A 13,048-nucleotide genomic window follows, 5' to 3' on the forward strand; every position below is an offset into this window, starting at 1 on the left:
AATTCCAAAGTTACTACAGCAATGGCGCGAAGAGAAAGTCAATCCGTGGGAAGATTCGTTTGTTCGTTGGTTATTATTATTACCAGCGAATGAAGATGAACATCTCACACAAACATTGGAGGACATTGCCATGAACCAAGATCCGATTTTACAAAAAGCAATGAATAAGTGGGAACGTATGAGTCAAGATTCTTCTTTCCGTCAAGCATATGAAGCAAGAGAAAAGGCCTTAATGGATGAGGCTGCAAAGTTTGCTCATGCTCGTAATGAGGGGAAAAAAGAAGGAATTCAAGAAGGGGTTCAGCAAGGGAAAATACAGATGATTAAAGGTATGCATGAACTTGGTGTACCACTTGAAACGATTGCTAAAGCCAGTAAATTAGGCATAGATGAGATTGAACGTATTTTAGAACAAAAATAATCAACATCAAAAAAAGAACCTATTAATTGGGTTCTTTTTTTGAGCTATTTGTCAACTAAGGGTAGCACCAAATAAATTTTTATAGGTATTGACACTCCCACCCCTAAAGGGGCAAGCTGACTAACGTCAGTGGGATTCTTGCTACCAAAGGCGAAGTCCATTTCTGGTATCGCTGACGTACAAGATTGCGGTGTGCCATCACCACTCTCACGACAGACCGTATAGGTTCGTGAGCTACGGTACTATCACCATACCGTACAGATTCGTGTTCATATGTTTTAGCGTCTTGTTCTTGACGACACATATCATTTTACCGATAGCGTGAATTCGGCTATCGAACTCCATATGATATCTTGTTTTCAAGGAACACATTGGCGTTTTAAAGACTTGTACTTGTCTATAGTTCAAGTATAACCAAAACAGAACTGTTTTTCTATGAAAAAGCGATCCTTTCATCCCATGCCTAAAGGCGGACTAAAGTCCGATATGGGCTTTCCCGTATCGCGAAATCTGTAATATAAACTTATATTATGACACTTAACTTTATTTTCTTATTATTGATGAGATCGCTCATTTAAAATTGCATTATATAAAAACTGTGCATACTGTTCCCGTGTAACTTTCATATCCGGAGCAAATTTCCCTTCACCAATACCTGCTGCAATATGGTTCGATTGTACGGCACTAATCGCATCTGTTGCCCATAAACTCGCTGGAACGTCGTTGAAATTATGTGGAGCCTTCACATCTAGTCTAAAAGCTTTCGTAATAACTTGAGCCATTTCTGCACGTGTTAATGCAGCTTTCGGTCTAAAGTTTCCTTGATCATCACCTTGGAAAATCCCTAGCTTAGTTAAAGCTAGTATTTCCTCAGAAAACATTGTTGAATTTTTATCGATATCTCCGTATGGATTTTCATATTTATCTTGTTTTTCTATATGCAAAGTACGGTAAATTAATGCAGCCACTTGTTCCCGTGTTACATTATCACCCATACCAAATATTCCATTCCCATAACCTGCAATAATTCCTTCATTCGCTAAATGATGAATCGCATTAAATGCCCAGTGTCCTTGTGGGACATCCTTAAATATATTTCTATTTACTCCCGCATCAATTGTTAAATCATCATGTACAAGAGTAATCGCATCTGTTACCCCAGCCTCACTTACATTAGAGTCAACTGTTACATCTTGCCCACTTTGTTTTGGCATGAATATATACCCGGTAAGCTTCTCTACTTGTACACGATATGTGTTTTCTATTAATCCATCAAACAAATAGTGGCCTTCTTTATCTGTTTTTACTTCTTTTAATCCATTCCCATCTTTATTTAACAGTTGAACACGAACGCCTTCCATTCCTTTTTCACTTTGATCTTGAATACCATTTTGGTTACTATCTTCCCATACTCGGCCACCTAATTTGAGCACATTCGCTTTAACAGGCTTAGAATCAGTTGCTTCCCAAATAGGAGCGATTAATATTGGATAATTCAAAGCTTCTATTTTTTGCCGCGTTTCTTGTGATGCTTTCAGACCCCATTTATCAAAAAATGGTAGTAAATTTTGTTTCGCTACTTTCGATGTATTATAAATAAATGCTTGCCTTTTCTCTTCATCCGCTTTTGGAAGTTGATTTTCTGGTAACTCTCGATAAAGTTTGTGAAGGTTCGGATAAAAATCTTCACCGTATGCTAGATTAAGTTGCCAAAGCATAACAAGTTTCACAAACAAGTTATCAATATTTTTGTAGTCTTTATCTGTTTGTTTTAAGTATGCAAAAGCTTTATCGTAATATCTCTCTTTTTCTAAACGCGTTGGTTGATTCGGGAATAATTGCTTTTGTGCAGCTAAAGAGTATATATTAGTCGTTACGTCAACCATACCGTGAAGGTCCGTCCACGTCAAAGGATGTATTTCTCTTGTGTGTCCCGCTTCGTGCATTTGTCCCCATCCAAATTTATTTACATTTAAAGCACTTTCGATTGCGTTACCAGCAGTAGTAAATACGGCTCCATCCCAACCTGCATACATGCCCCAGTCTGGTTTGTTAGGATTTTCTACAAAAGCCCAAATGCGACGAGTCGGACGATGTAAAGGATTAGGGTCTTTTTCAGATAACCCTGATATCTTATCTTGTGCTCGAATCATTTCATCATATTTTTTTAATAGAGGAACAGGATCTTGATCCACAATATATTTCTTGGCACTATCCTGCGTAACAGTAAGTACTGCTTTTTCTGATTTCAATTGTACCGCATGTGCATCTGGATACTTGTTCATCATCGCAATCCAGTCTTCTTTCGTATGCTTCCCTAGTTCAAAGAATGGAACAGGGCTTCCGCCTTGTGTTACTTTCACCTTAACTGTTCCTGTATCTTGAGGATTATCAAATCCTATTAAACCACCGTTTGGAGAGGAGATGGTATTAGAACCAGAAGAAAGATCAATTTCTTTTCCCCATTCTTTATCATATTGATGCGTCCCAATAATCGCTCTAATCTTTTGTGTTCCCGATACTTCAATTGTAACTTGTTCATTCGGTTTTACATAGATTCCAGTTGGTATATAGTTTTTTTGCTCACTTCTTCTTTCTCTTTTTGCTTCACTTCTAAAACTTCCTACACCCGGAAGTTCAAAATCCCTCTGTTCATATTGGTTTGTAGTCTGTGCAGCAATCGTTTCAGCATGAATAATCAAGCTATTTGTCATGATAGGTGAAAATAATGTAGTTGTCAAAATAGCAGATGTCGCAAGTACTTTCATCGGTTTTTGAAACATATAATAATTCCCTTTCTGCATATAAATAATCCTTTCCGTTTCAATTAGTTCCATTAAAGTCCTTTCGCTGAATGAATGTAATTAATTTCGATTTCCTGCCGGTTTATTTTTTGAAAATTAAGAAATAAGTGCTCGTAAATCTTCCTATAGTTTGATAAATATAAAACATAACCGAAGAAAGAAATCTCCATCCTTATTCATACTAAATTATTACGAAAGGTAGGATATGGGAATGGAACGAACCCCTTTCCTTTTTTCTTCCTACTACGAATTTAACATCGAACAGGTCGTACAGCAATAAAATTTGACAATTCCAGCAGTTTTTCGACATTTTTTGCCACCTTACACAAAAATATTGAAGGTACCTGAAGTTGTTAGATCTATAAAAAAAAACAGACAACCTTACCAACAAATACAAGGTTGTCTGTTTTTAATAGTATTCAGGTGCAATCCGGTCCTATTTGTGGTTGTCCTATTTGGACAATCTCTCCATTTTGTACAATCTTAGCACCTTCATATAATTTATCTGCATAATTTTTAAGGTCTTGCCAGCTATCCTTCGCTATCTTCAGATCTACTTTTATAATAGCAATCCTGTCTGGGTTAATGTTATCAACATTTTTTAGTAAAGAATCATATTTTGATCCGATTGTATGCCACTGATTCGATATATTTTGAAGAGCAGTAATAGCTGTATCAATTGTTTCAGTCATATGTTCCGTTTTATTTTTGGCATCTGTCAAAATAACTAATTCTGCCTCTGCTCCAGAAATTCTGGACTTTAATTGTTCTATTTCTTGTTGTGCAGATGCGATATTCTTGTCAGCAGTGACAATCAATGGTATACCAACTGGAGGCATAAATACAGATAAAGCTATATAGCCACCACGCTTATCATAGTTTTCTTTAATTATATTATTACTATACTCGATTTGTTGTTGTAAAAGTGGAATACCGACGTTTGTACTTTCTAAAATAGACTTCAATTGATTGGAATCTGCTTTAAAACTTCTTGTATCTTCAGCCATTTCATTTCGGAATGTTATCAACTTTTCTAGTAGTCCATCCACTTCTTGACTATTGTCCAAAATACTACGATATAACCTCACCAGTCTAAATTTAAATGTCACTGTATCTTTTTGATCCAAAGCAGCTAGTAATTGATCATAACTCGCTTGAAAGGTATCATTATAACTTACACTATTCTGAATCGTTTTCATAATATCAGGCTTTAGATTATCTAACCAATATGTTGCATTCGTTTGTGCATCCTTTTGATGCTGAATCATGTTTGTTTTGAAATCACCATTTATAGAACTTATTTTACTTAAATCTGTCTGTTGTTGATTACGGATTGTTTGAGCATATGAATCCATTGTAAGGATATTTGCCCCCATTTTCTCCATTACTTCTTTATATTTATCAGGACCCAAATCATAGCTCTTACTATCTTCTTGCTGTTGGGACACACTATTTTGCACAGTTTGTTCTGCTGCAAAAGTATGAAGTGGGATTACATTACTCGCTGCCATTCCAGAAATGATCGTTGATAAAATAACTTTCTTATACAATTTTTTATTCACCTTTTTCACCTATTCTCTCAAATATATTACGTATTTTATTAAATTCATAAGCTTCTATTCTTTACTTCAAATGAATTACGATCATTGCAAATAAAACAACATATTAAAATAGGGGGTTTCATACTTTCTTATTCTATAATCTTTATCAAGTTTCATAACTATATAGGAAATCTCCTGTTCAAACTTGAACAGGAGACTCACATTATGTGTTCTTCAAAAGGGAAAGTCAGTATATTATATTTTTCATTACTTCGGCAATTTCTTGAAGTACTATTATTTTTTCTCTTCTACGAATGAAATCTCAGACTTTTGAATATTTTCAGCATACTTGTTAACCTGTTCCCAGCTACTTTTAGCTATCTTCAGATCTACTTTTATAATAGTAGCAAGTTTGTCTGGGTTAATTCTGTCAACATTGTCATTCAATGATTTATATTTTGCCCCCATTGTCTGCCACTGATTCTTTACATTTTCAAGGGCAGTAATAGCTGCATCAATTGTTTCTGTTAAATTATTAGTATTTTTTTTCAAGGCCTCTAACTTAACTACCTGTTGTTTTGCAGTGGAAATATTTTCTGTTAGATTTTTAATCTCTTCTTGTGCTGCCTTTATCTGCTGCTGCGATGTAGTAACTCCGTATATCCCGCCTCCTAATGCACCTGCACCAATAGGCGCAAAGATAATTGTAGCAGTTAAGTATGCACCGAGAGCAGTTGCAACCGACGATGCAATATAAACTTTGTTATTCTCATCAATTAATGTGTAATTTGCTTCGATTTGTTTCTGCATCAATGGAATTCCAGCATCTTGACCAGCTAAAATATCTGTGATTTTGTTAGCATCAGTTTTTAAATTTTGTGTATCCAGTTCTAATTTGCCGCGAAAGGCTTTCAAATCTTGCACTAACTTGTCCACTGCATCTTTATTCACTGAAATACTTTCATCTAAACTTGTAAGCACAGCTTTTAGTGTTTCTTTGTCATTATTATTCACAGATTCTACCAAAGTATCATAATAATTTTGAAATTGTGTATTATAATTGATAATATTTTGATTCGTCTGGATTATTTGCGGTTTCAAACCATCTAACCATTGTTTTGCATTTGTTTTAGAAGCATCGTGGTTGTTCTTAATGCTTTTTTGTAAATCATTGTTAATTACAGTTAAACCATCAAAATTAACATTTGCTTGTTTAACAACAGTTAAAGCATACAGGTCCATTACCAACATATTGGATCCAGTTTTCTCTATCGCATCTTTAAGCCCTTCTGGTCCAAGTGAATACTCAGGGTACTCAGGGGAGTTATTTTCTGCACCTGCATAAATAGGTGCTGATTTTGTTGTATTTTCTGCTGCCGAGGCATATGATGGCGTAATGCTACCCGCTGCGATTGTTGCAATTAATGTAGATAAAGCCATTACTTTATAAGGTTTTTTCATAATATTCTTATCTCCTTATATTATATTATTAAGATTTTTTTCTTCATTCTACTATTTTGCCTCTGTTACTTTTATGTTTGTAACACTATTTTCATATTCCGTTGTTTGTTTATTCAATTCATCCGTAAACGTTTTGAGTTCTTTTAATTGTGCTTGTAATGTACTAGAATCTATTTTCGCATCAGTACTAAGACTTCTCTGCATTTGAATCATTGTGTCATTAAAGATGTCCCAACTACTTACTAGCTTGTCAAAACTCTCAATTTGCTTTTTAACTACTCTTGTAAAGTTATTTAACTGTAGATCAATAAGTGTCATTTGAGTTGCTTGCACTTCAATTTTCGATAATTTTTGTAGCAATAGAATTTTTTGTTGTTGCTTCTGACGAACATCATTATTCAATTTTGTTACTTCATCATTTTGGACTTGTCCAACTTGGTTATAAATGACTTCCAAATTAGACGTGTCTAAAGTATGATCCTTACCTGCGTCTATCCAAATATCAATAACCGTCTTTCCAATATTTATAGAACCTTTTATATTTTCTTTTGGTAGAGCTAGAAGTTTTGTATAATCATCTTGAATGTTTTCCTCAAGTTGTCTAATTTCCGTTCTTGATTTTTCAATTTCTCCGCCTGAACTCTTATAACCTTCAATCGCTCTGCTAACTTTACTAGAAAAGCTCTTACTATCTTCAACCAAGTCATTTTTATAAATGTTTAAGTCCTCTGAAGTTCCTTTCATATCATACTGAATTGCTTGCATTTGGTCTTGAAGTGCATTAAAAATACTTACAAAGTCTTCTTTTGCTTGCGAATCGTCATTCACTTTTCCAGCTAGTTCAACTAATATATCATAATATTCTGTAAATCTTGCCCCAAAATCCTGCAGGTCTTGATTTACATTGAATAGTTTTGGATTATATTTATCCAGCCAGTCTTGAACATGGTTTCTTGCAGTACCTTGATCAGTTGTTATTCCAGGTATAGCAGTTACTTCAAGGTTGGGTTGTTTTAATATGATTAGTCCATATCCTTGAATTAATGGCGTCTGTGATCCTAATGTCTTAATTGAATCTGATAACCTATTCATAGCAACTTGATTTTGACTACTTGTTAGTTGTGAATAAGTTGTTTTACTTTCTGCAAAAGTATTTACAGGTAAGAAGCAACTTGTAGATACTGCTGTAACTAATAACCCTGCGACTAACGCTTTTTTCATGGTAATTCCTCCTAGTTTTGTCGGCAAATCCCCTATTAGAGCTACTCAAGCTTATGATATAGTGGTCACCTTATAGCGTTCTATAGTTTCTTTTCTATTAAAGCTGTACTTCATACAAATGCTGTAGAAATTATTTTTTAATACGCTTCATACTAGCTCTTCTTTCATTATTTCTACAAAATTACAAAAGGTGAGATTATATCGTACATTGCTTATACTTTTACTACAGAATTATATAAAATCACTTTTGTTATGTAGAAACTGAGATTGTTATTCTTTTTACAAACACGTTATTTTTCTGATCCTAGATTACTTCAAAATAAACAAATTGAACATTTAGATAATTCAACTTGACATAATGTTACTAACAACTTTACTGCACTTTTATTCGTACAATCTTCTCCTTCCTTAGTGGTCACACCAATTACACCTTTATTAAAACATTAAATTTTTTATGCGTAAATAGTAGAATTTTGTCGAATATATTAAATTATTCAGATATTAATTATTAACATGGATGGAAATATTATACTGATAAAACACTATCTTAATAGTATTAAAACAACTGAAATAATTATAACTTAATATATCAACCTAAATAATAATTATTTTAATTTGCAAGAAAAATAATTATATTTTTAGTGTTATTAATATAATTTAATCATGCACTGCATACTGATTCCCTTTATTTGGATATGTAAAATTACATAAAATATAGGGGTATCAACTACTCTGTGCTAAGTATTATCGATAAGTGTTTGGAAATAATTCTCCATATTATTATTAATGGATAGAAATTCCGTTTTGGTGTAAAAATGTGATTTTCTTTGTATGTATCCAGAATATTGTATGTTTCTGGACACGTTAATATTGAACAAAAGGGGAGAACAAGGAGTGAAGGTTGGATATGTTCGCGTATCTACAATTGGTCAAAATTTAGGCTTACAAATTGATGCTTTGAAATCCTATGGATGCGATAAAATATTTCAAGATAAATTGAGTGGGGTTAAAGATAAAAGACTTGGCTTAGAGGAAGCGCGGTTCTGGTGCAAGAAATCTATCATTCTTGGACATACTGATCACACACCTTTTATAGAGTAGTACGATCAGTATGTCTAAGTTTGATAAACCATTTTCATATACTTCAAAGTTTTTGCACCAGAACCATAAAAAAACGGTTCCTTGATGAACCGTTTTCTTAATCCTATCTTATTATACAGACATACCGTGTAAAAAATGTGTTATTAATACAAAAATTGCAACTATAATGAATAAAACAATAATCAGAATAGCAGCCTTCACTTTGCTTAATCCAGTTGTAATGAGCGCTTCTCCAAGGTTAGCAAAGTGAACCACTTTTTCATTAATTGATTTCCCATTTTGTTTTTGTCGTTCTTCTTTCGCTTTTCTTCCTTCGCATTAATTTGGAGTTGTTTGGCTATATAGTTCACAACACAATCGGGTATATGTTGAACGTCTGATAAGGTCCAACCAGGAAATTTCAATACACAAAGCTGTAAAGCAAAGCCTAACTTATTATGATCCCGACGATGACGCTTGATAATTTCGATATCATGAGGGGATAAGGTGTAGTAACTTCCTAATTCATACTCACTAATTTGTTCTGGAATAGATGCAAACTCTAAACGCTGTTCTGACGTCAATAATTCTCTTGCACGTTTTGAAGACATAGTTTTCTCCTTTCTAAAATGCAAGAAAATACCTTGTCTATATGATGCTGTAGCTCAATGGATGTTAGATGGAAGTATTTTCTTTTCATGCTAACATCTTTGTAAACTATTAATTTAACTACTCATTTGCTCCATTAGATTATTAGTTGGCTATGATATCTTGTTGCATCTTGCGATACAAAGTCATTCTAGAGATACCAGCTTTCTCGGCGGCATCTGTACGACTCATACCTTGATTAATAAGATATAAAGCATAATCTATCTTTTCCTCATCAGTTTTTGGTCTTCCAGGATGTTTCCCTCGTTTCCTTGCAGCCTCAATCCCTTCTTTTGTCCGTTCAGAAGTTAAATCTCGTTCAAATTGAGCAATACCAGCGAAAATAGTAAACAACATTTTTCCATGTGCTGTTGTTGTATCAAGCCATGATTCCTTTAGACTTTTCAAGTGCGCTCCTTTTTGAGAAATTTGTTCCGTAATTTCAATGAGGTCTTTTGTAGAACGTGATAATCGAGTTAAATCCGTTACAACAACTGTATCTTCAGGACGAAGAAATTCTAGCATACTATTTAACTCCGGCCGGTTTCGTTTTGTACCGGTTATTTTTCCGAAGAAAATGCGATCGCATCCAAATTCTTCAAGCTGTTTCTTTTGGCGGTCTAAATTTTGATCTAATGTAGAAACACGCATATAACCAAACTTCATGTTTATCATCTCCTTCACCAAACATTGTACCAAAAACGATTAAACGAGGATATTGTTACAATTAATATTGTTACACTCATTATGCGAGTTAATTAGACTGAAAATTTCTTACTAATGACTGTAACAATAATGGTCGTTTTTGTTACAACAGAGATAATATCATTCTTTACAATTTTCCGTTGTAAGTAAAAAAATAATTTCATTATAAAGTGATACTCCCATCAATTGGGAGTATCCTCATCGACACTGATGGTTAGTTGAGCCGATCAAGTATATGCCAGTAGTTATCTCCTACTCCTACCTGTATTCTTTGTTTCTCTCCGTATCCTTTACTGCCCATTAATGTGAAACAAAGATAAAATTCTAAAAAACGATGTATTTTTATCGTAAAGCAATAAATTTTTATTGACTAAAATATGTTTCTTGAATTATTATATTTATAGCTAGCTAAGAGGGGGATTCTCTTTGAAACAGAAAGAATTATCAGTATGGTTAAAATTAATAATTGTTTTTTGCGGGATTTTTGGTCTGTTGTTCTGCATTTATATTGGTCCTGAAATAGGAAGGGACATTTTAAAGAATTCAGAAAATCTGAAATCATTATATGAGCCCTTTATTATCTTTATCTGGACTACCAAGATTCCGTTTTTTATTGTATTCATTTGGATAACTGGAATTCCATTCTTTATTGCATTAGTTTTTGGGTGGCAAATATGTTCCGATATTGGTTACGATCAAGCCTTTACCATTAAAAATGCCAATAGATTAAGAAGAATAAGTATTTTATCAATGATTGAAAGTGTTCTATCCGTTTTTGCGTTACTATATCTTTCGATATCCGGAGGCTACAATACAAATGTTTTAATGGTACTGTTACCAAGTCTATTTTTTGCTGTCGTTATTGCGATATTTACTTCCATGCTTTCTTATTTAGTTAGAAACGCTAGTAAGATAAAACAAGATAACGATCTAACGATTTGAGGTGCCGAAATATGACTATCATAGTAAACCTTGATGTAGTGTTAGCGAAAAGAAAAATGAGTGTTACAGAACTCTCTGAAAGATTAGGTATTACAATGGCAAACGTTTCAATATTGAAAAACGGAAAAACAAAAGCGATTAAATTTTCAACGCTAGATAAAATATGTGAAATTTTAGAATGTCAACCTGGTGATATTTTAGAGTACCAAAAAAATAACTCTGTTAATGAAGGAGAGAGTGTATCATGAAAAAAATATATTTATTAGCTTTTATATCAATATTACTAGGAGCCATTTGCATGGTTAGTTATTTTGTGATGGGTTCAAGCCTAGAACCAGACGGAAAATTAACGGAACCTTTCTTCCTAATTCCATTAAGTATTCTTTTTGTTTTTAGTGGTATTGCTGCATTATTGTTGCTGGCTATCATTTCAGTAATAAAAAAATTGAAACATAATTGAATTTGATTATGTCATCTAAAAAGAAATCAGAATTCGTTAGAAGGAGGAAAAAATGAATAGCGTAGTAGTAAAATTAGAAAATGTCCATAAGAAAATTGGAGGAAATGAAATTATTCGAGGTCTTTCATTTGAAGTGAAAGAGGGCGAAGTATATGGGTTTCTTGGTCCGAATGGTAGTGGGAAAACGACAACGATTCGAATGATGACTGGCCTTATTGCGATGACAGAAGGTGATATTACCGTTTGTGGTTATAGTATTCGTACAAATCGTGAAAAAGCTTTAGAGCAAATTGGAGCAATTGTAGAGAATCCTGAACTATATGAGTATATGACAGGTATGCAGAATTTAAAGCATTTTGCTAATATGGCAGTTAAACCAATTAGCAAAGAACGTATTGCTGAAATTGTAAAGCTTGTAGATTTAGAGAAAGCGATTGATAAAAAGGTAAAAACATATTCACTTGGGATGAAGCAACGTCTTGGTATTGCACAAGCGCTCTTGCATAATCCAAAGATTTTAATTTTAGATGAACCAACGAATGGATTAGACCCAGCAGGCATTCGTCAAATTCGGGATTATTTACGGCGTTTAGCGAAAGAAGAAGGTATCGCAGTAATCGTCTCCAGTCACCTGTTGAGTGAAATTGAACTCATGTGTGACCGTGTTGTTATTATAAAAGATGGGCAATTTGTACAAGCGTATAATTTACATGAAAAGCAAAAAAATGAAGACAAGGTCGAAGTTGCTTTTGGAGTTGATGCGGTAAATGAAGCAAATAAGATTATAAAGGGAAAAGTAGTGAAGCAGAATGTAGTCCTTACATCTGTAAAGAAAGAAGATATCCCACAAATTGTAAAAAAACTCATTTGTGCTGATGTACTGGTTTATGGTGTAACAATACAAAATAAAACATTAGAAGATGAATTCTTAGAGATTACAGAGGGAGGAAAATCATAATGTTTAAATTAGTTAACAATGAGATGCTAAAACTACATGCAAGAAAAAGCATCTATATGTTTATAGGATTCTTAGTTGCTTTAGAAATTGTATCAGTATTCGCTATCCGTTCATGGCTCCCAATTAAAGAACGATTTGCAAGTTATTTATCGTTTACAAACCTGACATTTGAAATGGTAACTACTCTGGTTACAATTTTTGGTATAACACTTGCAACTCGAATTATTTCAGATGAGTTTCAGAAAGGAACCATTAAACAGTTGCTTATTCGTCCAAGGAAACGAATCACCATACTGTTTTCGAAATATATAACAACTATACTTACTGTGATTTTTGTTTGTTTTATCTCTTTGGTGGTTTCAATGCTAATTGGGTTTATAATCTTTGGTGGAGAAAAAGAAGATTTAACGATTAGAATGCTACTAAAAATAGTTACTTATAAAACCTTACCAATATTATTTTATACAACATTTGCCTTTTTCCTAGCAAATATTTTTAGAAAATCAGTATTACCATTAATTATTACGCTAGTTATCTTCTTCTTACAAGGATTAATAAATACTATATTGCTTAAGACGTTTAAAGAAGTAGCACAATTTTCCGTATTCTCTCATTTGAATTTAGAAATGTATGACAGTAATGTACTTATTAGTGGTGGAACTAAGTCACTATTTACAGATTTCAATTTTACAACATCATTAATTTTTGTAATCATACACTTTGCAGTATTACTCATTGTATCAAGTACATTATTCCAAAAACGTGATGTACTTTAAGTCAACATGGAACAGGACGTTACTCAGTTAG

12 protein-coding genes and 1 pseudogene are annotated in these 13,048 nt (G+C 33.4%); 7 read left to right on the top strand and 6 right to left on the bottom strand.

The window, feature by feature from the left end; all coding sequences use genetic code 11:
• Positions 1-421: Rpn family recombination-promoting nuclease/putative transposase (locus tag NSQ08_RS29140; protein ID WP_340780562.1), on the top strand; the 421-nt coding region annotated here is incomplete at its 5' end.
• A 554-nt stretch (positions 422-975) separates the two neighbouring features.
• Here NSQ08_RS29140 and NSQ08_RS29145 read toward each other — a convergent pair.
• The 4 genes from NSQ08_RS29145 to nheA all read right to left on the bottom strand — a co-directional run bounded on the left by NSQ08_RS29145 (position 976) and on the right by nheA (position 7,448).
• Positions 976-3,204, bottom strand: coding sequence for a M60 family metallopeptidase (locus tag NSQ08_RS29145; RefSeq protein ID WP_340780563.1), 2,229 nt, complete (start codon positions 3,202-3,204; stop codon positions 976-978).
• A 440-nt stretch (positions 3,205-3,644) separates the two neighbouring features.
• Positions 3,645-4,787, bottom strand: a complete 1,143-nt coding sequence (gene nheC, locus NSQ08_RS29150; protein WP_340780564.1) for a non-hemolytic enterotoxin subunit C — start codon at positions 4,785-4,787, stop codon at positions 3,645-3,647.
• Positions 4,788-5,060: 273 nt separating this feature from the next.
• Positions 5,061-6,227, bottom strand: a complete 1,167-nt coding sequence (nheB, locus tag NSQ08_RS29155) for a non-hemolytic enterotoxin subunit B (RefSeq protein ID WP_340780565.1) — start codon at positions 6,225-6,227, stop codon at positions 5,061-5,063.
• A gap of 51 nt (positions 6,228-6,278) precedes the next feature.
• Positions 6,279-7,448 (bottom strand): non-hemolytic enterotoxin subunit A, encoded by a 1,170-nt coding sequence (gene nheA / locus NSQ08_RS29160; protein WP_340780566.1) that lies wholly within the window; start codon positions 7,446-7,448, stop codon positions 6,279-6,281.
• An 894-nt stretch (positions 7,449-8,342) separates the two neighbouring features.
• Between nheA and NSQ08_RS29165 the strand changes: the two genes are divergently transcribed.
• Positions 8,343-8,549, top strand: a complete 207-nt coding sequence (locus tag NSQ08_RS29165; RefSeq protein WP_445661884.1) for a recombinase family protein — start codon at positions 8,343-8,345, stop codon at positions 8,547-8,549.
• 308 nt (positions 8,550-8,857) lie between these two features.
• Here NSQ08_RS29165 and NSQ08_RS29170 read toward each other — a convergent pair.
• Positions 8,858-9,139: pseudogene (locus NSQ08_RS29170) on the bottom strand (DUF4158 domain-containing protein); the annotation flags it as partial.
• A gap of 142 nt (positions 9,140-9,281) precedes the next feature.
• Positions 9,282-9,842 carry a recombinase family protein gene (locus tag NSQ08_RS29175; RefSeq protein WP_340780568.1) on the bottom strand — a complete coding sequence of 187 codons (561 nt, stop codon included), beginning with the start codon at positions 9,840-9,842 and terminating at the stop codon, positions 9,282-9,284.
• A 465-nt stretch (positions 9,843-10,307) separates the two neighbouring features.
• On the opposite strand from NSQ08_RS29175, the gene NSQ08_RS29180 reads away from it, so the two are divergent.
• The 5 genes from NSQ08_RS29180 to NSQ08_RS29200 are packed head-to-tail and all read left to right on the top strand — an operon-like array spanning position 10,308 to position 13,017.
• Complete coding sequence (locus NSQ08_RS29180) at positions 10,308-10,823, top strand: DUF2975 domain-containing protein (protein WP_340780569.1); 516 nt, start codon at positions 10,308-10,310, stop codon at positions 10,821-10,823.
• 11 nt (positions 10,824-10,834) lie between these two features.
• On the top strand, positions 10,835-11,071 hold the full coding sequence (locus NSQ08_RS29185) for a helix-turn-helix domain-containing protein (RefSeq protein WP_340780570.1): 237 nt from the start codon (positions 10,835-10,837) through the stop codon (positions 11,069-11,071).
• The gene (locus NSQ08_RS29190) at positions 11,068-11,283 is read left to right on the top strand and encodes a DUF3955 domain-containing protein (RefSeq protein WP_340780571.1); all 216 of its coding nucleotides are present in this window, start codon (positions 11,068-11,070) and stop codon (positions 11,281-11,283) included. The genes NSQ08_RS29185 and NSQ08_RS29190 overlap by 4 nt, the downstream gene beginning before the upstream one ends.
• A gap of 52 nt (positions 11,284-11,335) precedes the next feature.
• Positions 11,336-12,241: an ABC transporter ATP-binding protein gene (locus NSQ08_RS29195; protein WP_340780572.1), complete on the top strand. Its 906-nt coding sequence runs from the start codon at positions 11,336-11,338 to the stop codon at positions 12,239-12,241.
• The gene (locus tag NSQ08_RS29200) at positions 12,241-13,017 is read left to right on the top strand and encodes an ABC transporter permease (protein ID WP_340780573.1); all 777 of its coding nucleotides are present in this window, start codon (positions 12,241-12,243) and stop codon (positions 13,015-13,017) included. Before NSQ08_RS29195 ends, NSQ08_RS29200 begins: the two co-directional genes overlap by 1 nt.
• Positions 13,018-13,048 lie beyond the last annotated feature (31 nt).

This window comes from Bacillus sp. FSL E2-8887 (assembly GCF_038007205.1).
Classification (GTDB): Bacteria; Bacillota; Bacilli; order Bacillales; family Bacillaceae_G; genus Bacillus_A; species Bacillus_A mycoides.